Source organism: Streptacidiphilus sp. PB12-B1b (assembly GCF_014084125.1).
Taxonomy (GTDB): domain Bacteria; phylum Actinomycetota; class Actinomycetes; order Streptomycetales; family Streptomycetaceae; genus Streptacidiphilus.
Genome location: NZ_CP048405.1, coordinates 2,828,887 through 2,849,030, shown reverse-complemented (window position 1 = coordinate 2,849,030; position 20,144 = coordinate 2,828,887). Strand labels below are relative to the sequence as shown.

Annotated in this window: 17 protein-coding genes; 11 read left to right on the top strand and 6 right to left on the bottom strand. The window is 75.0% G+C overall.

Annotated elements, in window-relative coordinates; translation table 11 throughout:
• Positions 1-20 precede the first annotated feature (20 nt).
• From GXW83_RS12915 to GXW83_RS12905, 3 genes are all read left to right on the top strand, one after another.
• Positions 21-1,331 (top strand): ABC transporter substrate-binding protein, encoded by a 1,311-nt coding sequence (locus tag GXW83_RS12915; RefSeq protein WP_182443217.1) that lies wholly within the window; start codon positions 21-23, stop codon positions 1,329-1,331.
• Positions 1,332-1,423: 92 nt separating this feature from the next.
• Positions 1,424-2,251, top strand: a complete 828-nt coding sequence (locus GXW83_RS12910; RefSeq protein ID WP_182443216.1) for an IclR family transcriptional regulator — start codon at positions 1,424-1,426, stop codon at positions 2,249-2,251.
• Positions 2,248-3,177, top strand: coding sequence for an SMP-30/gluconolactonase/LRE family protein (locus tag GXW83_RS12905; RefSeq protein ID WP_182443215.1), 930 nt, complete (start codon positions 2,248-2,250; stop codon positions 3,175-3,177). Before GXW83_RS12910 ends, GXW83_RS12905 begins: the two co-directional genes overlap by 4 nt.
• A 101-nt stretch (positions 3,178-3,278) precedes the next feature.
• On the opposite strand, the gene GXW83_RS12900 is transcribed toward GXW83_RS12905, so the two are convergent.
• The 3 genes from GXW83_RS12900 to GXW83_RS12890 are packed head-to-tail and all read right to left on the bottom strand — an operon-like array spanning position 3,279 to position 6,093.
• On the bottom strand, positions 3,279-4,013 hold the full coding sequence (locus GXW83_RS12900; protein ID WP_182443214.1) for an SDR family NAD(P)-dependent oxidoreductase: 735 nt from the start codon (positions 4,011-4,013) through the stop codon (positions 3,279-3,281).
• Positions 4,010-4,924, bottom strand: a complete 915-nt coding sequence (locus GXW83_RS12895) for a dihydrodipicolinate synthase family protein (RefSeq protein WP_182443213.1) — start codon at positions 4,922-4,924, stop codon at positions 4,010-4,012. The genes GXW83_RS12900 and GXW83_RS12895 overlap by 4 nt, the downstream gene beginning before the upstream one ends.
• The gene (locus tag GXW83_RS12890) at positions 4,921-6,093 is read right to left on the bottom strand and encodes a mandelate racemase/muconate lactonizing enzyme family protein (RefSeq protein ID WP_182443212.1); all 1,173 of its coding nucleotides are present in this window, start codon (positions 6,091-6,093) and stop codon (positions 4,921-4,923) included. Before GXW83_RS12890 ends, GXW83_RS12895 begins: the two co-directional genes overlap by 4 nt.
• A 118-nt stretch (positions 6,094-6,211) precedes the next feature.
• Here GXW83_RS12890 and GXW83_RS12885 point away from each other — a divergent pair, with 118 nt between their 5' ends.
• The 4 genes from GXW83_RS12885 (at position 6,212) to GXW83_RS12870 (ending at position 11,603) form a co-directional block, all read left to right on the top strand.
• Complete coding sequence (locus tag GXW83_RS12885) at positions 6,212-6,895, top strand: bifunctional 4-hydroxy-2-oxoglutarate aldolase/2-dehydro-3-deoxy-phosphogluconate aldolase (protein WP_182443211.1); 684 nt, start codon at positions 6,212-6,214, stop codon at positions 6,893-6,895.
• A 44-nt stretch (positions 6,896-6,939) separates the two neighbouring features.
• Positions 6,940-7,875: a sugar kinase gene (locus GXW83_RS12880; RefSeq protein WP_182443210.1), complete on the top strand. Its 936-nt coding sequence runs from the start codon at positions 6,940-6,942 to the stop codon at positions 7,873-7,875.
• 184 nt (positions 7,876-8,059) lie between these two features.
• Positions 8,060-9,328 (top strand): MFS transporter, encoded by a 1,269-nt coding sequence (locus GXW83_RS12875; protein ID WP_182443209.1) that lies wholly within the window; start codon positions 8,060-8,062, stop codon positions 9,326-9,328.
• Positions 9,329-9,479: 151 nt separating this feature from the next.
• Positions 9,480-11,603 carry a glycosyltransferase family 39 protein gene (locus tag GXW83_RS12870; RefSeq protein ID WP_182443208.1) on the top strand — a complete coding sequence of 708 codons (2,124 nt, stop codon included), beginning with the start codon at positions 9,480-9,482 and terminating at the stop codon, positions 11,601-11,603.
• Between the two features lie 94 nt (positions 11,604-11,697).
• On the opposite strand, the gene pcaC is transcribed toward GXW83_RS12870, so the two are convergent.
• The gene (pcaC, locus tag GXW83_RS12865; protein ID WP_182443207.1) at positions 11,698-12,909 is read right to left on the bottom strand and encodes a 4-carboxymuconolactone decarboxylase; all 1,212 of its coding nucleotides are present in this window, start codon (positions 12,907-12,909) and stop codon (positions 11,698-11,700) included.
• 430 nt (positions 12,910-13,339) lie between these two features.
• Between pcaC and GXW83_RS12860 the strand changes: the two genes are divergently transcribed.
• From GXW83_RS12860 to GXW83_RS12845, 4 genes are all read left to right on the top strand, one after another.
• A complete protein-coding gene (locus tag GXW83_RS12860) occupies positions 13,340-13,936 on the top strand; it encodes a histidine phosphatase family protein (RefSeq protein ID WP_182443206.1) in 597 nt (198 codons plus the stop codon).
• 86 nt (positions 13,937-14,022) lie between these two features.
• Positions 14,023-16,119: an FUSC family protein gene (locus GXW83_RS12855; protein WP_182443205.1), complete on the top strand. Its 2,097-nt coding sequence runs from the start codon at positions 14,023-14,025 to the stop codon at positions 16,117-16,119.
• Positions 16,120-16,197: 78 nt separating this feature from the next.
• Positions 16,198-16,569, top strand: coding sequence for a cupin domain-containing protein (locus GXW83_RS12850; protein ID WP_182443204.1), 372 nt, complete (start codon positions 16,198-16,200; stop codon positions 16,567-16,569).
• A 158-nt stretch (positions 16,570-16,727) separates the two neighbouring features.
• A complete protein-coding gene (locus GXW83_RS12845) occupies positions 16,728-17,552 on the top strand; it encodes an aldo/keto reductase (protein ID WP_182443203.1) in 825 nt (274 codons plus the stop codon).
• A gap of 18 nt (positions 17,553-17,570) precedes the next feature.
• Here the strand turns inward: GXW83_RS12845 and GXW83_RS12840 are convergent, their stop codons facing one another.
• Together GXW83_RS12840 and GXW83_RS12835 are read right to left on the bottom strand one after the other, a co-directional pair.
• On the bottom strand, positions 17,571-18,470 hold the full coding sequence (locus tag GXW83_RS12840) for an SDR family oxidoreductase (protein WP_182443202.1): 900 nt from the start codon (positions 18,468-18,470) through the stop codon (positions 17,571-17,573).
• 16 nt (positions 18,471-18,486) lie between these two features.
• A complete protein-coding gene (locus GXW83_RS12835) occupies positions 18,487-20,073 on the bottom strand; it encodes an NAD(P)/FAD-dependent oxidoreductase (RefSeq protein ID WP_182443201.1) in 1,587 nt (528 codons plus the stop codon).
• Positions 20,074-20,144: the final 71 nt, after the last annotated feature.

Sequence of the window (20,144 nt, the reverse complement as noted above, 5' to 3'; positions counted from 1 at the left end):
CTCACTCCCCAGGAGCTGTCATGACCCACACCCCCCTCCCCGACCGTCCGGTCTCCCGCAGAGGCGTCCTCGCAGGCTTCGGCGTTCTGGGTGTCCTCGGCGCCCTCGGGGTCGCCGGGTGCTCGACCACCACCCCCGGCGGCGGCTCGGCCAAGGGCGCCGCGACCGAGACCGACTCCATCAAGTTCTACGGCAACGCCCTCGGCGAGGACGCCCAGAAGGCCGCCTGGCAGGCCGTCGTCAACGGCTGGGAGAAGCAGTCCGGCAAGACCGTCAAGCCGGTCGTCTTCCCCTACGACCAGGCGTCCACCCAGCTGGCGCTGGCCGCCAAGTCGGGCGACTTCGACGGCGTCGGGCAGGGGCCGTGGCAGGTGCTGGTCCCCACCGGCATCCTGGCCGACGTGTCCGACCTGGCCAGGACCATGAACCTGCCGGGGAAGATCGTCGACTCCTTCCTGATCAACGGCAAGCTCTACTTCATCCCCGTCAACGCTTCCGGCATAGGCATGGTCTGCGACGGGCGGGTGGCCGACGAGGTCGGCCTGAAGGACGCCATGAGCGTCGAGGACTTCGCCGCCGCCCTGGAGAAGATCAAGGCGCAGGACCCCAAGGTGATCCCCTACGCGGCGGTCACCGAGAACCCGGACCTCAAGGACGCCGTCCACTGGATGTGGGGCTGGGGCAGCGAGGTGGTCACCGACAACCTGCAGTGCACCATCGGCGACGCCGCCAGCGTCGCGGCGATGACCTGGTACAAGGGGCTGCAGGACGCCGGGCTGGTCAAGGGCGGGGTGGACCGCAGCGACGCCCGCATCCTGTTCGCCCAGGGCCAGGCCGCGATCTACGACGACGCCCCGCTGGCCGACAGCTTCGTGAAGACCAACGGCGGCAGCGCCGCGCTGCAGGCCGCGATCCGGCCGCTGCAACGGCCCGTCTTCCAGGCCAACCCGTCCTACAACCGGTTCTGGGGCAGCGGGTTGTTCTGCAGCGCGGGCGAGGGCGAGGCGACGAGCAAGGACTTCATCGACTACGTGGCCACCAACGTCTCGGCGGCGACCGAGCTGTACAAGGAGTCCTCACTGGCCCCGGCCGACGCCACCGTCGCCGCCCGGGTGCCGGGGCTGGACAAGGACCCCTTCCAGAGCGCCTTCCGCACCGCCGTCGCCGACCACGCGCGGGCCTCGGCCTGGGACAAGCTGGCCAGCTCGGCGGAGATCGACACCGCGATCGGCCAGGGCGTGGCCGGCATCCTGGCCGGCCAGACCGGTGTGCAGAACGGCCTCAACGCCCTGCGCAAGAACGTGCAGAGCATCCTCAGCCAGAACAACTGAGCAGCGGACGCACCGTCGGCGGGCCCCGTCGGCGGTGCGCTTCCGCCTGTCCCGACCAGTCCACGCAACCGTGGAGCACACACAGGAGGATCATGGCCACCGAGTCCACCGCCGGAACGCAGGCGGTCGAGCGCGCCATGTCGCTGCTCGTCTGCTTCTCCGACGAGCACAGCGAGCTGCGGACCTCGGAACTCTCCGCACGGACCGGGCTCGGGCAGTCCACGGTGTCCCGGATGATCTCCTCGCTGGACCGCCTGGGGTTCGTCGTGCAGGACGCCCGCACCGGCCTCTACCGGCTCGGCCCCACGGCCGTGACGCTGGGCTCGGTCGCGCTCAACAGCTCCTTCCTCTTCCGCGGCGCCCGGCAGATCGCGCAGAACCTCGCCCACGCCACCGGGCTCGGGGTGAACCTCGCCGAATTCCGCAACGACCAGTTGTTCTACCTGTGCAATTTCGAGGGCGCCCGATCGCCCAAATCATTCACCATGGCCGGGCGCACCGCCCCGCTGCACGTCACCGGAATGGGAAAGGCGATTCTCGCGGCCAAGGGCCCGGAATACGTCCGGTCCTATTACGCCCGGGGCCTCGGCCACGCGTACACCCCGCACACCATCACCGACGCGTCCCGGATGGAGCAGGCGCTGGCGGAGGTCCGCAACCGGGGCTACGCGACCGAGATCGAGGAGCTGGCCTTCGGCCGGGCCTGTCTGGCCGCGCCGATCCGCGGGCGCAGCGGCGAGGTGGGGGCCGCGCTCTCGCTGAACGGCCCGCTGTCGGAGCTGGACCTGCCGGGGCGGCAGCAGGAGCTGGCGCTGCTGGTGATCGAGGCGGCGGACGAGCTGTCGGTCGCGCTCGGCTTCACCGTGACCCGGACGCCCCAACCGCGGCTGCCGCTGCCCGCGCCGGAGCCGGCCTCGTGAGCGCCGCGGTCGTCCGCACCCCGCTGCCCCGGGCGCTGCTCGGCGAGGCCCCCCGCTTCGACGCCGCCGACTCCAGCCTGAGCTGGGTGGATCTGCTGGCCGGCCGGCTGTGGCTGGCGCGGCTGCGGCCGGACGCCCCTGTCGACGCCCCTGTCGACGCCCCTGCTGACGCCTGGGCCGACGACGCCTGGACGGCGGCTCCGCGGCTGCTGGCGGAGTTCCCCCGGCAGCTGAGCTGCGCGGTCCGGGCCGGGGGCGGTGACGACTGGCTGCTGGCGCTGGGCGGCTCGGTGGTCCACTGGCGGCCGGACGCCGGGCCGACCGTCCTGGCCGAGCTGGAGCCGGACCCGGCGCACAGCTGCCTCAACGACGGCGCGGTGGACCCCGCCGGGCGCTTCTGGGTGGGCTCGATGGGCGTCCGGCGGCCGTTGGGTCCGTGGGGACGGCTGTACTCGGTCCGGCCCGGCGAGGCGCCGCAGCGTCCCGGCGTGCTGCTGGAGGGCCTGCTGGCGGCCAACGGCATCGGCTGGAGCCCGGACGGCGGGACGGCGTACGTGGTCGACAGCGGCCGCCGGCTCATCCACCGGCTGCGGACCGGCGCCGAGGGCCCGCTGGAGCCGGCCGGTGCGCCGCTGGGCGTGCCGGTCGGGGTGCCCGACGGCATCGCCGTGGACGGCGAGGGCTGCCTGTGGGTCGCGCTCTGGGACGGCGGCTGCGTCGTCCGGCTGGGGCCCGGCGGCGAGTTGCTGCGGCGGATCGACCTGCCGTGCTCCCGCCCGGCCGCGTGCGCGCTGGTGGGCTCCCGGCTGGTGGTGACCACGGCGACGGTGCCGGGCGAGCCGGGCTCCGGCTGGACGTACGTGGTGGAGGCGGGCGTCGGCGGCCCCCCGGCGCCCCGGGCGTCGGCGGTGGCCGTCCCGGGCTGAGCGGCCGGGACGGCGCGGGCACGGCGCCTGCGGGCACGGCGAAGCGGCGGGCCCCCTCCGGAGGGGGCCCGCCGCTTCGCCGTCTCCCGCACCGCGGCGGGTCAGCCGTCCGCGGTGCGGTTCTGCAGCAGCCGGTCGTGCAGGTCGGGGCGGAGGAACGCGGCGGGCGAGGCGATGGACAGCCCGCCGTCGACCGGGAGGACCGCCCCGGTGACGAAGTCGGCCGAGGCCAGGAACAGCACGGCCTCGGCGACGTCAGCGGGCCGCCCGACCCGGCCGAGCGGATAGCCCTCGGTGACCCTGGGCAGGTCGGCGTTGCCGATCATGCCCGGGGCGACGGCGTTGGCGCGGATGCCGCGCACGCCGTAGTCCAGGGCCAGCTGCCGCACCAGCCCCTCCACCCCGGCCTTGGCGGCGGAGTAGCCCGGCAGCCAGGGGGCGGCCAGGGTGGCGTTGACCGAGCTGACCGCGACGATGCTGCCGCCGGGCGGCAGCACCGGCAGGGCGGCGCGGGCCGGGAAGAACGCGGCGTGCAGGGTGTTGTCGATCGCCCGGTGCCAGTCCTCGGGGGCGGCCCGGTGCGCCGCAGCCGGGGCCATCACGGCTGCGGCGAGGACCAGGACGTCGAGGCTGCCGAGCCGTTCCACGGTGCGGCGCACGGCCTCGTCGGCACCCTCCGGGGTGCCGGCGTCCAGCGCCAGGCTCTCGGTGAGGGCGGCATCGGCCTTGCCGTCGAGGGAGACGCCGACCACCCGGTCGCCCTGCCGGGCGAAGCCGTACGCGATGGCCTGCCCGATCGGGGAGGAGCTGCCGATCAGCAGGACGGAGCGGCTCATGCGGGGACCTTCCGCCAGGCGGGCAGCCGGAGGTCGTCCACGATCTCGCCGAGGGCGCGGGACGTCAACGGGTCGAGTTCCTGGGCCGGGAGCCGGACCGCGCCCGAGGCGATGATGCCGCGTCGGCGCAGCACCTCCTTGTGCACGGCCCACGCCTGGCCCGGGCGCATGCCGAGGTGGATGAGCGGCAGCAGCCGGGCGAAGGCGGCGCGGGCGTCCGCGCGCCGGCCGACCGCCAGGTCGTCCAGGACGCGGCGGAGCAGGTCGGCGAACTCGCAGGCGGGCATGGTGCCGACGCTGCCGTTGTCGTACTCCTCGATCAGCGACAGGGCGTTCTGGCCGCCGAGGACGGCGAAGCCGCCGGGGGCGGCGGCGACCACCGCCGACACCTTGATCGGCGTCGGCGGGGCCTCCACCTTGACCGAGGTGATGCCGGGGGTCTCGGCCAGGGTGGCGATCGCGGCCACGTCGATGGCGACGCCGGTGACGCCGGGCGCGTCCTGGAGCATGACGCTCGCCCCGGTGGCGGCCGCGACCTCGCCGAAGAAGTCGATGACCTGCTGCCGGCTGGGCTTGACGAAGAACGGGGGGAGCACCATCAGCTGGTCGGCGCCGCCGGCCGCGGCCTGCCGGGCCTGCTCGACGGCGACCACGGTGCTGGTGCCGTTGACGCCGGCCACCAGCGGCAGCTCCGGCCCGGCGACGTCGCGCACCTCGCGCAGGACGGCGGCGCGGTCCTCCGCGGTCAGCGCGAAGCCCTCGCTCGCCATGCCGAAGACGGCGAGGCCGTCGACCCCGGCGTCGAGCTGGAACTCGACCAGGGAGCGGAGCGAGGGGGTGTCGAGCCGGCCGGAGTCGGTGAACGGGGTGGCCAGGATGGGTATCAGCCCGGTGGGGGCGCTGGATGTCACGATCGGCTCTCCTTGGCGAGCGTGAGGACGGTTTCGCGGTCGACGTCGATGCCCAGCCCGGGGCCCTCGGGGAGGGTGAAACCGGTGGGTCCGGCGGTCAGCGGGGTGCGCAGGATGCGCTGGGCGAACGGCAGCGGGGTGTGCTGGAACTCGAAGTAGGGGCAGTTGGGGGTGGCCGCGGAGACGTGCAGTCCGGCGGCCAGGGCCACGCCGAGGCCCACCGAGTGGTGGCAGGCCACCGGGACGTTGTGGGCGTCGGCGAGGGTGGCGATGGCGACGGCCTCGGTGATACCGGTACGGGCGACGTCCGGCTGGGCCAGGCCCAGGGCGCGGCGGGAGAGCCAGTCGCGGAACTCGTAGCGGTTGCGCAGGGACTCGCCGACCGCCACCGGGGTGGTGATGCGTGAGGCCAGGTCGCGGTGGCCCTCGGTGTCCTCGGGCGCCATCGGGGCCTCGAAGAACAGCGCGCGGCGGCGGTCGAGCTCGCGTCCCAGCTCCAGCGCCTCGGACAGCGGGTACACCCAGTGCGCGTCCACGGCGATGCGCAGGCCGGGGGCGGCGGCGGCCACCGCGTCGTAGGTGGCCAGGTCGGCGTCGACGCCGTTGCCGACGGCGAGCTTCACCGCGAAGGCGCCCCGCGCCTGCCAGTCGGCGGCGAGCCGGGCCCGGCCCTCGTCGGTCGGTTCGGGCAGGCCGGAGACGTACGCGGGGATCTGCTTGCGGTAGGCGCCGCCCAGGAGTTCGGCGACCGAGAGCCCCGACGCCCTGCCGGTCAGGTCCCACAGCGCGATGTCGAGCGCGGCCAGGGCGTCGGCCTGGTGGCCGACCAGGTGGCCGCGCTCGCGCATGAGGTCCCGCATGCCGTCCCAGAGCGGACGCACGGCGCGGGGATCCCGGCCGATCAGCCACGGCCCCAGCATGCGGTCGATGATGGCGGCGACCACCTCCGGGCCGACCGGGGCCAGCGCCTCGCCCCAGCCCTCCAGGCCGTCGTCGGTGGTGACGGCGACCAGGACGGTCTCCATACGGGCGGAGTAGAGACTGCGCCACGGCGGGCGGACGAAGTATCCGCGGTCGGCCTGCGGTGCGGTCCCGTGCTCGAGGTTTCCGAGGTATGCGGTCTCCGTGGGCTGTTTGAGGATATAGGTCGTCACGTGAGTGATACGCATGCGGCTCTCCTGGGGTTGGCTGATCGTATTATGACGCAGCACTTGCGTATATTGAAAGTAGCATCCATTCTTTCGGGATAGCTCCGGAATACGGGGCACACACACCATCGGAGGGGCTGTGGACCTGCTCGCAGAACTGACGGAGCGCCGGGTGCTGGCCATCGTCCGCGCCGACGGGCCGGAACGGGCGCTGGCCTGCATACGCACGCTGGTGGACGCCGGGATCACGGCACTGGAGGTCTCGCTGACCACCCCGGGCGCGCTGGAGGCGGTCGCCCGGGCCCGGGCGCGGTACCCGGCGTCCGTGCTGATCGGGGCCGGCACCGTGCTCACCGCCGCCCAGGCCGAGGCCGCTGCGGCCGCGCAGGCCGGCTTCGTGGTCACCCCGGCGATCACCCCGGGCGCGCGGCGCAGCGTCGGGCTCGGCCTGCCGCTGCTGTGCGGGGCGCTCACGCCGACCGAGGTGGTCACCGCGCTGGAGGCGGGCGCGCTGGCGGTGAAGGTCTTCCCGGCGAGCGTGCACGGGCCCGGCTACCTGCGCGAGCTGCTCGCCCCGCTGCCGGACGCGCCGCTGATCGCCGTCGGCGGGGTGGACGCGGTCACCGCCCCGCAGTACCTGGCGGCCGGGGCCCGGGCGGTGGCCGTCGGCTCCCCGCTGCTGGGCTCCGCCGGTAGGGGCGGCCCGCTGCCCGAGCTGGCGGCCCGGGCCGCCGCGCTGCTCGCCGCCACCGGCGCCCCGACCCCGAACCCACCGGCCCCCGCAGCACCGGCCCGCGACACCGCCCCCGAGCACCGCCCGTGACCGAGATGCCCGCCACCGGGACGCCCGCGACAGGAACAGCACCCATGACCGATGTACTCACCCTCGGCGAGGCGATGGCGTCGATCCGCACCCGGGCGCCGATGCGGCTGGGCGGCACGGCGCAGCTCTCCGTGGCCGGCTCGGAGTCCAACGTGGCCATCGGCCTGGCCCGGCTGGGCCATCACGTCTCCTGGGTCGGCGTGGTCGGCGACGACCAGCCGGGCAGCCTGATCCTTAGGACGCTGCGGGCCGAGGGCGTGGACACCCGGTTCGTCCGCTCCGCGCCGGGCGCGTTCACCGGGTTCGTCGCCTTCGACCAGCCGGCGCACGACATCACCCGGGTCAGCTACCACCGGGCCGGCTCGGCCGGGTCCGCGCTGACCGCGCAGGAGTGCGTCGCCGCCGTCGCCGCGGCGGCGCCGAGGCTGCTGCACCTCACCGGCATCACCCCGGCCCTGTCCGGCACCGCCCGGGCGGCGGCGCTGGCCGCGGCCCGGGCCGCCCACGCCGCGGGCGTCCGGGTCACGCTGGACGTCAACTACCGCAACCGGCTCTGGTCCCGGGCGGACGCGGCGGCGGCGCTGCGCGAGCTGGCGACGTCGGTGCACACGGTCTTCGCCTCCGAGGACGAGTTGGACCTGCTCAGCGCGGCCCCGGACCCGGTCGCCGACCTGCTGGCGCGCGGCGCGGCGGAGGTCGTGGTCACCGCGGGCGCGGACGGGGCCCGCTGCCACACGCCCGAGCGGAGCCTGCACCGGGCCGCCGTGCCGGTCCCGGTGGTGGACAGCATCGGCGCCGGGGACGCCTTCGTCTCCGGTTACCTGTCGGCGGCCCTGGACGGCCTCGACCCCGAGGGCAGGCTCGACCGGGCCGTCACCGCCGGCGCCTTCTGCGTCGGAGCGCACGGCGACTGGGAGGCGCTGCCGTCCCGGACCGGCCTGGCCCTGCTCGCCCGGGGCAACGGCACCGCCCTGCGCTGACCCCCCGTACACTGCTTCCAGCTCCCTGGAGGGTTTCTGACGGACCGCCGGTGACGCCGGGCGGGCGCTGGCACGGCGCACCCGCGTGACCACTATCTGCCACCACGCGCAGTTGTGAAGATCCGTGAAGTGGTTGGCGCGGGCCCGCTCCTGGTGTAGGCATATAACTGTGCCTGAACAGACCATGCCAAAAAAGACGTCGGAACCCTCGCCGACCGCCTCGCTCTGGCGCCACCGCGACTTCACACTCCTGTGGACCGGTGGCGCCGTCAGCGATGTCGGCTCCGCCGTCTCCACCCTGGTCCTGCCCCTCATCGCCGTACAACTGCACGCCAGCACCTTCCAGGTGGCGCTGCTCGGCGTGATGGGCAGGTTGCCCTTCCTGGTGCTGTCGCTGCCGGCCGGGGTGCTGGTGGACCGAATAGACCGGCGCACGCTGATGATCTGGAGCGACGTCGGCCGGATGGCCGCCATCGGCTCCATCCCCCTGGTCTCGCTGACCGGCACCCGGGTGCCGATGTGGCAACTAGTGGTCGCCGCGCTGGCGGTGGCGTCCTTCCGGGTGGTCTTCGACGTCGCCGACCAGAGCTACCTGCCGGTGCTGCTGCCCCGGGAGCGCCTGGTCGACGCCAACGGCAAGCTGGGCTCGACCGAGACCTTCGCCGACTCCATCGGCCCCACCCTGGGCGCGACCCTGGCCGGACTGGTCGGCGCCGCCCGGGCCATCGCCGCCGACTCGCTCTCGTACGCCGTCAGCGTGGTCAGCCTGCTGCTGATCCGCACCCGCGAGCCGCGCCGGACCGCGACGGGCGGCTCGGAGCGGGTGACCTTCCGGGCGGCGATGAGCGAGGGGCTGCGCTTCGTCCTCGGCGACACCATCCTGCGCTGGATCGCCCTGTGCACCGCCACCGCCAACCTCGGCATCAGCCTGGTCACCTCCATCGAGGTGGTGTTCCTGATCCGCTCGGTGCACTCCACGCCCACCGAGGTCGGCCTGGTGCTCGGCCTGGGGACGCTCGGCGGCGTCGCCGGCAGCCTGGTCGCCCGGCGGCTGGCGGAGCTGGTCGGCTCGGCCCGGGTCATGTGGGTCGCCCTGGTGGTGCCCGCCCCGCTGGTCTTCCTGATGCCGCTGGCCCAGTCCGGCTGGGGCGTGCTGGCGTACGCGGCGGGCTGGGCGGCGTTCAACGCCTCGGGTGCGGTCTACAACACCGCCCAGGTCTCCTACCGGCAGTCGGTCTGCCCGCCGGAGCTGCGTGGCCGGATGAACGCCTCGATCCGCTGGGTCATCTGGAGCACCATGCCGGTCGGCGCGCTGCTGGGCGGCGCCCTGGGCACCTGGTTCGGGCTGCGCAGCGCGCTGTGGATCGGCGCCACGGTGATGGCGCTGACCGGGGTGTGGCTGCTGCTGTCCCCGCTGCACGGCATGCGGGACATCCCGGAACCGGCCGTCTGACCGACGGTCGCACGGACGAGCGGCCCAGGCTGGGAGTCCGGCAAACAGCAGGTTTCGGAACTATCAAGAAAACATCTGATTTGTTCAAAACTTCCGGGCACCAGGCGTTGCGATTCGACTACGGACAGCAATGGGCAGCAGGCTGGAGCCCATGGCAACGACAGCGGTCCGCCCGGACCAGATCCGCACCCCCCGTCAGCAGCCCGGCCCCCGCCACGCGCGTCCGGCGCTGATACTGATCGCCGCCGTCGCCGCGCTGCTGTTCACCTGGGACATCGGCCGCGCCTCGTACCACCCGTTCTACGCGGACGCGGTCCGCTCCATGACCATGAGCTGGAAGGCGTTCCTGTACGGCTCCTTCGACCCGGGCAACACCATCACCCTGGACAAGCTCCCCGGCTTCCTGTGGCCGCAGGCGCTGTCCGCGCGGCTGCTGGGCTTCCACCCGTGGGCGCTGGCGCTGCCGCAGGCGGTCGAGGGGGTGCTCAGCGTCCTGGTGCTGTACCGCGCGGTGCGCACCTGGGCGGGCACCAACGCGGGCCTGCTGGCCGCCGCGGCGTTCACGCTCACCCCGGTCGTCGCCGGGCTGTTCCGCACCTCGGTGGAGGACCCCGCCTTCACCCTGCTCCTGCTGCTGGCGGCCGAGGCCGCCCAGCGCGCGGCCCGCGACGGACGCACTCGGACACTGCTGCTGTCCGGGCTGTGGGTGGGCCTGGCCTTCCAGGCCAAGATGCTGGAGGCCTTCGCCGTGCTGCCGGTGCTGGCCTGCGTCTACCTGCTCTCGGCGCCGCCCGCGCTGCGCCGCCGACTGGCCCAGCTGCTGCTCGCCGGGGCGGTCGCGCTGGCCGTCTCGGCCTCCTGGGTGCTGCTGGTCTCGCTGACCCCGGCGCACGACCGCCCCTACGTGGACGGGACGACCGACAACTCCGCGGTGAGCATGGTCGTGGGCTACAACTTCCTCAACCGCTTCTCCTCGGTGGGCCTGAGCGCCGAATCCACCGGCAGCGTCTCCGCGGTGCGCAACGGCGGCGGCCCGGGCGGGGCGCCCGCGGCGGGCGCCAAGGCGGGTTCCGCAGCCGGTGCCGCGGCCTCTGCCGCGCCCGGTTCTGCGGCGGGCCCTGCGGCGGGCCAGGGCTTCGGGCCGCAGGCGGAGGGCGGCTGGGGCAAGATGCTGGCCGGTCCGCTGGCCACGCAGACGGGCTGGCTGTACCCGCTGGGCGTGCTGGCCTTCGGCTTCGGCCTCTACCAGCGGCGGCGGACGCCCCGCACCGACGTCACCCGGGCCGGGTTCCTGCTCTGGGGCGGCTGGCTGGCGACCTACCTGCTGGTCTTCAGCGCGGGCAGCGTCGGCGGCCACACGTACTACATGGGCGTGGTCGCCGCGCCGCTGGCGGCGCTGGCCGGGGCCGGGCTGGTGCTGCTGTGGCGGGCCTACCGGTCCGGCGAGCGGGCCGGGTGGGCGCTGCCCGCAGGCGTCGCCGCCTCCTCGGTCTGGGGCGCGCTGGTGGCCCGGGACTACCCGGGGTTCCTGCCCTGGCTGGCCCCGGCCGTGCTGGTCCTGGGCCTGGCCTCGGTGCTGCTGCTGGCCGTGCCGCTGCGGCGGGCCCGGCGCGCGGGGCGGAACTGGCCGGCCTCCCCCGGGCGGGCGATCCGCACCCGGGTGCGCGGCCTGGCCGCCTTCGGCCTGGCCGCCGGGCTGGCGGCGGTGCTGCTGGCACCGGCCGCGTGGAGCGCCTCCGTCTTCAACCCGAAGTACGGCCACTCCGGCATGGGCGCGGTCGGCCCGGTCTCGGTGATGCACCGGCACCTGCCGAAGGCGGGTGGGTCGGCGGCCGCCCGGTCGCAGGCCGAGGCGGCGGCGACGGCCGCGCGGATCTGGGGCCCGGGGGCGCAGCGGCTCAGCGGCGGCCAGCGGGCGCTGATGGACTACGTCCGCTCGCACCGGGGCGGCGCGCAGTACCTGTTCGCCACCACCAACTGGTCGGTGGCCTCGCCGTACATCCTGGCGACCGGCGCCCGGGTGCTGCCGATGGGCGGCTTCACCGACCAGGTCCCCTCCCCCACGCTGAGCGCCTTCGAGCGGTCCATCGCGGCCGGCCGGCTGCACTACGTGCTGCTCGGAGGGGCCCCACTGATGGGCGGACCGGTCCCGGCGGACACCGTCGCCGCCCGGGCCGCCGCCTGGGTCTCGCACAGCTGCCAGGAGGTGCCGGTCGGCGCGTACGGCGGCGGCGTCGCCGGGCAGCGGCTGTACCGGTGCGCGCGGAGCGCCTGACCGTCCCGCACCCGGCCGCTCCTGACCGCCTCCGGACGCCCCGGTCGCCGCTCTGCCGCTCCGCGCGGCCGGGCGGCGGCCGGGGCGCCGGGCGTCAGCCGACGGCGTCGGCGTCCGCATCGGCGTTGTCGGCGTCGATGCGGTCGAGCACCCGCTGGGCGACGCCGAAGGCGGCGTTCGCGGCCGGGATGCCGCAGTAGACGGCGCTCTGCAGCAGCACCTCGCCGATCTCCTCCCGGCTGAGGCCGTTGCCGAGGGCGGCCCGGAGGTGCACGGCCAGCTCGTCGTGGTGGCCGAGGGCGACCAGCGCGCCCAGCGCGGCGCAGCCCCGGGCGCGCCGGTCCAGGCCGGGGCGGGTCCAGATCTCGCCCCAGGCGTAGCGGGTGACGAAGTCCTGGAAGTCGGCGGTGAAGCCGGTGGTGCGGGCCACGGCCCGGTCCACATGGGCGTCGCCGAGGACGGCCCGGCGCGCGGCCATGCCCTGCTCCCAGCGGTCCTGGGCCTGGTCGTCGCCCCCGCCGGGCGCGCCGAGGTGGCCGCGCAGCGCGGCGAGGACGGCCCGGGGGCGCTCGGCGGGGGCGAGGTGCGCGGCGGCGGCGATCTCCAGCAGGCTCGCCCCGGGGATGGCGTCGGCCAGCTCCCGGGCGTGCGCGACCGGCGTGGCCCGGTCCTGGCGTCCGGCGACGACCAGGGTGGGCGCGGCGATCCGGTGCAGGTCGGCGCGCAGGTCGTAGCGGGCGAGGGCGTCGCAGCAGGCGGCGTACCCGGCGGCCTCGGCCGCCCGCAGGTCGCCGACCAGCCGGGCGGCGGCGGCCGATCCGGCGAAGGCCGGGGTGAACCAGCGCCCGGCGGCGGACTCGGCCAGCGGGGCGGTGCCCTGGTCGCGGACGAGGGCGGCGCGGTCGCGCCAGCCGCCGGGCTCGCCGAAGCGGGCCGAGGTGCAGACCAGGGCGAGCGAGGTGACCCGCTCGGGGTGGTGCACGGCCAACCAGGCGCCGACCGCGCCGCCGAGCGACACCCCGGCGTAGCCGAAGCGGCACAGGCCGAGGTGGTCGGCGAGGGCCAGCACCAGGCGTCCGAGGTCGGCGACGGTGGTCCGGCCGGGGGCCGGGTCGGGCAGCACCTCGGTGGGCGTGCCGCCGTGGCCGGGCAGGTCCCAGCGGATCACCCGGTGCGTCCGGGACAGGCCCTGCACCTGGGCCCGCCACAGCGCGGTGGAGGTGCCGATCGCGGGGCCGAGCAGCAGCGGCGCGGCGTCGGCCGGCCCGTCGGCGCGGTGGTACGGCAGGGGCGGGGCAGCGGTCACGGGACGTCCTGGGGTCGGCGCGGGGTGTTCGGCAGGCGGGGGTGCGCGGCGGCGGTGCACGACGGGCGGGGTGCGTGGCGGACCGGGGATCTGATCATGCGTCAGTATCGCCCCGGGCGGCGGTCCGGCGGCGCCGAGCGCCGGGCCCGGGCGGTCAGCTGCCGTGGTCGCCTGCGCGATCAACTCCAGTGCTCTATCGTGCCCCGGAGCACCCGCGGCGGTCGGGTTACCGCAGCGGCCGGTCGCTTGTCCAGGTGTGGTCGATCACGCCGGTGTGCGGGCGGCGCCTCCGGTGCGCCGGTCGTTGGCGCAGGCCGCTCGTGTGAGGATTGCCCTGTGTCAGCTGCACCGACACGGAGCAGAAGCACAGGGCGGACGCACCGGGCAGAGGCACGGCGCAAGCACAGCCCCAGGCCACTGAGGAGTACCGATGGGTGACGTGATCCTGATCCGGCACGGCGCGACCGAGTGGAGCCGCGACGGACGGCACACCAGCTACACCGATCTCCCGTTGCTGCCCCAGGGCGAGGAGCAGGCCCGGGCGCTGGCCCCGATGCTGGCGCGGCACGACATCGGGCTGACCCTGTGCAGCCCGCTGGAGCGCGCCCGCAGCACGGCCAAGCTGGCCGGACTGGACCCGGTGCGGATCGAGCCGGACCTGCACGAGTGGGACTACGGCGGCTACGAGGGCGTCACCACCGTCGACATCCACCGCACCCGTCCGGACTGGAACCTGTGGACCGACGGCGTCACCCCCGGCCCGGAGGGGCACCCCGGCGAGACCCCCGAGCAGATCGGGGCCCGGGCCGACCGGGTGCTGGCCACCGTGCACGCCGCGCTGCGCGAGTCGGAGCGCGACGTCGTACTGGTGGCGCACGCGCACATCCTGCGCGTCCTCACCGCGCGCTACCTCGGCCTGCCGCCGTCCGCCGGGGCGCTGTTCCTGCTGGCCACCGGCACCATGAGCCGCCTGGGCGCCGAGCACGGGCAGGCCGCCGTGGCCGCCTGGAACGAGCGCCCGCGCTGACGCCGCCGGGGCGGGGGCGCGGACACCGGGCGAGCCGGGGGCGGCATCGGCGCGGGGTCGGCCGGGCCGCCCTCTAGGCTCTGGACATGCCCTGGTCCCCGGCCCTGAAGTCCAGCCTCCGCTCCGGCCTGCACCTGGAGCGCACCGTCAACGAGCCGCTGCAGGTGCTGCGCGGGATGCTGGGCGTCGGCATCGTGCTGTTCGGGGCGCTCTGGCTGGGGCGGCCGTCGCTGGCGACCTCGGCCGCGCTGGGCGCGTTCATCGCCGGGACCGCCACCTACCAGCGCAGCTTCCGTCCGCGCCCGATCCTGGCGCTGTACGCCGCCGCCGGGCTGGCCGCCAGCTCCTTCGTCGGCTACCTGGCCTCCCCCTGGCCGCCGCTGTTCGTGCTGGTGCTGGCGCTGTGGGCGTTCGCCGCCGGGCTGGCCTGGGTGCTGGGGCAGACGGCGGGCGTGGTGGCGTCCACCACGGTGTCGGTGATGCTGATCATCGTGACGCTGCCGGAGAACGTCGCCCAGGCGGCCGAGCACGCCGGCTACGTCGCCGCCGGCGGGCTGGTCCAGGCGACGCTGGCGGCGGTATGGCCGGGACGCCGCTGGGCCGCCCGGCGGGACGCCCTGGCCGACGCCTACGCCTCGCTGGCGGACTACGCGCGGCGGCTGCGGCACGACCCCTTCGCGGCCTTCGACCCCGATCCGCTGATGAACGCCCGCCGGGCGGCCGCGCTGAGCCCCGCCCAGGCCCGCCGCCGCCCGGCGGAGCTGGCCGGGATGCGCAGCTACGCCGAGCGGATCCGGCCGGTGCTGGCCGCCATGGCCGACCCCCGGGTCGGCGCGGACGAGGAGGGCCCGCAGCGCGACCGGGCCCGGGAGCTGATGGGCGCGGCGGCCGAGATGCTGGACGCCGTCGCCCGCTCGATCCGCACCGGCCGCCCGGCCGCCGTCCCCGAGCGGACCTACCGGGCGCTGACCGTGCCCAAGTCCGGGCCGGTGCTGGAGGGGGCCGGGCGGCAGGCGGCGCTGAAGCTGATCGGGCTGCTCGCCGAGGCCGCCGACGCGGTCGACGCGGTGGACCGGGGCGACCCGGTCGGGGGCGGGGCCGCCGCGCCCGGCCACCTCCCCCGGCCGTCGCTGCGGCAGCTGCTGCCGGCGCTGCTGCACGCCCTGCGGCGGCACTGGGACTGGTCCTCGCCGGTGCTGCGGCACGCCGTGCGGCTGGCGGTGGTGGCCGCGCTGGGGGAGATCCTGGGCCGGTCGCTGCCGGTCTCGCACGGCTACTGGGCCCCGATGACGGCGGTGATGGTGATACGGCCGGACTTCTCGCAGACCTACACCCGGGGCGTGGCCCGGGTCGCGGGCACGGTGCTGGGGGTCGCCGTCACCACCGCGATCATCCTGGCCACCCACCCGAGCGTGTGGATCTGCGCGGCGCTGGCGGTGCTCTCCATCGGCGGGGCCTACCTGCTGATGCGCTCCGGCTACGCGGCGATGAGCACCTGCATCACCGGGTACGTGGTCTTCCTGCTGGCCATGGACGGCACGGGGATCACCTCGACCGTCGCCGACCGGGTGCTGTTGACGCTGCTCGGCGGGCTGATCGCGCTGGCCGCGTACGCCGTCTTCCCGACCTGGCAGACGGTTCGGCTGCCGGACCGGCTGGCCGCCTACGTCGAGGCCGGGGGCGCCTATGCGGCGGCGGCCGTCGACGCCTACGCGGAGCCCTCGGCCAAGGGCCCGGCGGTGGTGCGCGAGGCGCTGCTCGGCTATCGGCAGACCCGGAGCGAGCTGGGCACGGCCAGCGACCAGGCGGCCGTCGAGCCGGTGCGCCACCGCGGCCTGGGCACCGCCCAACTGGCGGACGCCCGGGCGGCCATGGCCGCGCTGGGGCGCGCCGTCATGCTGATGGAGGCGCACCTCCCGGCGGCGGACGCACAGCCGGTCCCCGGCGCGGCGCGCTTCGCGGCGGGCCTGCGCGAGCAGACCGCGCGGGCCGCGCGGCAGATCCGGGCGGGCGGCCCGGTCGACCTCGGGCCGGTGCGCGCGCAGTACGAGGAGTGGGCGCGGGAGCTGCCCGCCGAGGACTCCGATCCGGCCTCGGCCTCGCCCGGCGCGCTGCTCCACCGCGATGCCGGGCTGCTGGCCGAGGCCCTGGAGGGCCTGTCCGGCGCGCTCGCCGACCAGTGACCGGCAACTTCGCCCGACTCCCCCACCAGTGAAGGAAAGTGCCGGACCCACGGCCACGGCCGCAGGCATGCTGGTGGCATGACCGAACCCAGCGCACCCGTCAACATCGCCGAGAAGCTCGCCCGGTTCAGCGACCTCTGGGCGCAGAAGAAGGTGGCCGATCTCAACGACTACGAGGTCAAGCTCGCCAAGCTGAAGGGCGAGTTCATCTGGCACACCCATGCCGAGACCGACGAGTTCTTCCTGGTCATCAGCGGGCGGCTGACCATCCGGCTGCGGGACGGCGATGTCGTGCTGGGGCCGGGCGAGCTGTACGTGGTGCCCCGGGGCGTCGAGCACTGCCCGGTGGCAGAGGAGGAGACCGCGATCCTGCTGCTGGAACCGGCCGGTGTGCTCAACACCGGCGACCAGGGCGGGCCGCTGACCAGGGCGGCCGAGATCCTGGGCTGAGCCCGCACGCCGACCGGGCCGCGGCCGCCGCCGGTACCGCCGCCGAACACAAGCTTGCAGTTGCAATAAACAGCGTGTGCAACTAGCTTGGCACGGTGCCCGCCGCACCGCGACACCGGTGCGGACGCCAGCTGCGAACGAAGAGAAGAGACGCCCAGATGACCATCCCCGACGTCACCCTCAACAACGGCGTACGGATCCCCCAGCTCGGCTTCGGCGTGTTCAAGGTGCCGGACGGCGAGACCGCCGAGGCCGTCGGCACCGCTCTGCGCGCCGGATACCGCTCCATCGACACGGCCGCGCTGTACGCCAACGAGAAGGGCGTGGGCCGGGCCATCGCCGAGTCCGGGATCGCCCGCGACGAGCTGTTCGTGACCACCAAGCTGGGCAACAGTGCCCACCGGGGCTACGACAGCGCCCTCGCCGCGTTCGACGACAGCCTGGAGCAGCTCGGCCTGGACTACGTCGACCTGTACCTCATCCACTGGCCGCTGCCCGCCCGGGACCTCTACGTCGACACCTGGCGCGCCTTCGAGAAGCTGCTGGCCGACGGCCGCACCCGGGCCGTCGGCGTGTCCAACTTCCAGCCCGCGCACCTGCGTCGGCTGCTGGACGAGACCGGCGTGGTCCCGGCCGTCAACCAGATCGAGCTGCACCCGTGGCTGCAGCAGGACGAGCTGCGGGCGTTCCACGCCGAGCACGGCATCGCCACCGAGGCGTGGAGCCCGCTGGCCCGCGGCACGCTGCTGGACGACCCGGTGATCACCGCCATCGCCGCGCGGCTGGGCCGGACCCCGGCGCAGGTGATCCTGCGCTGGCACCTGCAGCTGGGCAATGTGGTGATTCCCAAGTCGGTGACCCCGGCGCGGATCAGCGAGAACGCCGACCTCTTCGGCTTCGAGCTGACCGCCGAGGACCTGGCGGCCGTCGCCGGCCTGGAGCGCGGGCTGCGCACCGGACCGCACCCGGACACCCTCAACTGAGCCTCTACATGAGGTAGTTCAGCCCGACACCCGGCGCTGCGCCCGCGCGGCCTCGTCCGCCGCACCGCCGCGGCCGACGAGCCCGCGCCGGGCGGCGGCGCTCTCGCGCAGCCTGGGCTCCAGCCCGCGCAGCTTGATCGGCGCGAACCGGCCCAGGAACAGCGGGATCTGACCGCGCATCAACTGGTAGCCGCGCAGCCAGCCCTGGGCGTAGACATGGACCGAGCGGCGGGCGATGCCGTCCGCGATCCGCTGCACCGCGGGCTCCAGCGGGTAGGTCCGGTTGGTCGGCCACGGCAGGCTCGCCCGCATGTCCCGCATCACCTCGTCCTCGTCGGCGCCGCGCACCATGTCGGTGTCGGTCCAGCTGAGGTAGCCGACGCCGACCCGGACGCCCTGGTTGGCGACCTCGGCACGCAGCGCGTGCGCGAACGCCTCCACGCCGGACTTGCTGGCGCAGTAGGCGGTCATCAGCGGCGCCGGGGTCATCGCCGCCAGCGAGGCGATCTGCAGCAGGTAGCCGCGCGAGGCGACCAGCGCGGGCAGGAACGCCCGGGCGGTGGTGGCGCTGCCGAGCAGGTTGACCTCGACCACGCGCCGCCAGGTGTCCATGTCGGAGTCCTGGAACAGACCGCCGGCGGCGATGCCGGCGTTGGCGACCACCACGTCCACCCGGCCGTAGCGCTGGGTGATCTCGGCGGCGGCGGCGGACATGGCCTCGGCGTCGGTGACGTCCGCCTGCCACCAGTCGGCGTCCGGGCCGCAGGCGGCGGCGGTGGCCTTCAGCTCCTCGGGCTCCAGGCCGACAAGGGCGACCCGGGCGCCGCGGGCGGCCAGGGTGCGGGCCAGCTCCGCGCCGACGCCGCGGGCGGCGCCGGTGACCACGGCGACCTGGCCGGAAAGCGAGTCTGTGCTCATGGGGGGGTGGGTCCTCTCAGGCGCGGGCGGGCTCGGCGTCGACGGCGCTCGCGGCGGGCGGGTTCCCGGCCGGGGCGGCGTCGCGGATGCGGTCGTACTCGGACAGGTCGATCCTGCGGGTCTCGCGGCGGAAGTGTGCGGTGGTGCTCGGCCAGAGCGAGGTGTTGCGCCCGTTGGCGTCCAGGTACCAGCTCTGGCAGCCGCCGGTGGTCCAGACGGTGCGGGTCATCCGCCGCTGCACCTCGTCGTTCCAGCGGCGCTGGGCGCCGGGGGTGGCGTCCAGGGCGCGCAGCCCGTGGGCGTCCAGCGAGCGCAGGTAGTCCGCGAGGTAGTTCAGCTGCGACTCGATCATCAGCACCATCGAGCTGTTGCCCAGGCCGGTGTTGGGGCCGATGACCATCAGCAGATTGGGGAAGCCGCTGACGGTGGTGCCGCGCAGCGCGGCCATGCCGTCCTTCCACTCCTCGGCCAGGGTGCGGCCGGAGGCGCCGGTGATCCGCGAGCCGATCGGCATGTCGGTGACGTGGAAGCCGGTGCTGAAGACGATGGCGTCCACCTCGTGCTCGGTGCCGTCGGCGGCCACCACCGTGCTGCCGCGCACCTCGCGCAGGCCGGAGGCCACGACGTCCACATTGGGCTGCGCCAGCGCCGGGTAGTAGGTGTTGGACAGCAGCACGCGCTTGCAGCCGAAGCGGTAGTCCGGGGTGAGCCTGGCCCGCAGCGCCGGGTCCTTGACGTGCTGGTCGATGTTGCGCTTGGCCAGCGCCTGGGCGGCCCGGAGCAGGCCCGGGCGCTTCACGAACGCCCCCACCTGGTACTCGCGCAGGGTCCACAGGGCGGTGCGCAGGGCGCGCTGGGCGGCGGGGACCCGGCGGTAGACCCAGCGCTCGGCGGAGGTGATGTCGCGGTCCATGCGCGGCATCACCCACGGCGGGGTGCGCTGGAACAGCACCAGCCGGCCGACCTGCGGCTGGATCATCGGGACGATCTGGATGGCGGACGCGCCGGTGCCGACCACCGCGACCCGCTTCCCGGCCAGGTCGTAGCCGTGGTCCCAGCGGGCGGAGTGGAACACCTCGCCGGGGAACTCCGCCAGGCCGGGCAGGTCGGGCACGGCCGGGTCGGACAGCGGCCCGCAGGCGGCGACCAGCACGTCGGCGCTGTAGCGGCCGCGGCTGGTCTCCAGCTGCCAGCGCGCGGCGGCGGCGTCCCAGCGGGCGGCCAGCACCTCGTGCTCCAGGCGCAGGTGGCCGCGCAGGTCGAAGCGGTCGGCGATGCGCTCCAGGTAGGCCCGGATCTCCGGCTGGCCGGAGAAGGTCCGCGGCCAGTCGGGGTTGGGCGCGAAGGAGAAGGAGTACAGGTGCGAGGGCACGTCGCAGGCGCAGCCGGGATAGCTGTTGTCCCGCCAGGTGCCGCCGACGGAGGCGGCCCGCTCCAGGACGACGAAGTCGGTGACGCCCTCCTGGCGCAGCCGCACGGCCGCGCCCAGCCCGCCGAAGCCGGAGCCGATCACCGCCACCCGGACGTGCCGGACCGGCTCGCCGCCGGGCGCGTCGCCCGGGGTGGGGGCCGTCGCGGGGCCGGGCGTTTCGCTGCGCGCCATCGGGTGCCTCCTGCCGGGTCGACATCGCTGATTGTGCCAGTAATCAGTGGCACAATCAGGAGAGTAGGGCA

What these genes read in the sequence shown, in the direction of transcription:
- GXW83_RS12915 (WP_182443217.1), top strand. Translation starts at nt 21, where the DNA reads ATGACCCACACCCCCCTCCCCGACCGTCCGGTCTCCCGCAGAGGCGTC.
- GXW83_RS12910 (WP_182443216.1), top strand. Translation starts at nt 1,424, where the DNA reads ATGGCCACCGAGTCCACCGCCGGAACGCAGGCGGTCGAGCGCGCCATG.
- GXW83_RS12900 (WP_182443214.1), bottom strand. Translation starts at nt 4,013, where the DNA reads ATGAGCCGCTCCGTCCTGCTGATCGGCAGCTCCTCCCCGATCGGGCAG.
- GXW83_RS12890 (WP_182443212.1), bottom strand. Translation starts at nt 6,093, where the DNA reads ATGCGTATCACTCACGTGACGACCTATATCCTCAAACAGCCCACGGAG.
- GXW83_RS12880 (WP_182443210.1), top strand. Translation starts at nt 6,940, where the DNA reads ATGACCGATGTACTCACCCTCGGCGAGGCGATGGCGTCGATCCGCACC.
- GXW83_RS12875 (WP_182443209.1), top strand. Translation starts at nt 8,060, where the DNA reads ATGCCAAAAAAGACGTCGGAACCCTCGCCGACCGCCTCGCTCTGGCGC.
- GXW83_RS12870 (WP_182443208.1), top strand. Translation starts at nt 9,480, where the DNA reads ATGGCAACGACAGCGGTCCGCCCGGACCAGATCCGCACCCCCCGTCAG.
- GXW83_RS12860 (WP_182443206.1), top strand. Translation starts at nt 13,340, where the DNA reads ATGGGTGACGTGATCCTGATCCGGCACGGCGCGACCGAGTGGAGCCGC.
- GXW83_RS12855 (WP_182443205.1), top strand. Translation starts at nt 14,023, where the DNA reads ATGCCCTGGTCCCCGGCCCTGAAGTCCAGCCTCCGCTCCGGCCTGCAC.
- GXW83_RS12850 (WP_182443204.1), top strand. Translation starts at nt 16,198, where the DNA reads ATGACCGAACCCAGCGCACCCGTCAACATCGCCGAGAAGCTCGCCCGG.
- GXW83_RS12845 (WP_182443203.1), top strand. Translation starts at nt 16,728, where the DNA reads ATGACCATCCCCGACGTCACCCTCAACAACGGCGTACGGATCCCCCAG.
- GXW83_RS12840 (WP_182443202.1), bottom strand. Translation starts at nt 18,470, where the DNA reads ATGAGCACAGACTCGCTTTCCGGCCAGGTCGCCGTGGTCACCGGCGCC.
- GXW83_RS12835 (WP_182443201.1), bottom strand. Translation starts at nt 20,073, where the DNA reads ATGGCGCGCAGCGAAACGCCCGGCCCCGCGACGGCCCCCACCCCGGGC.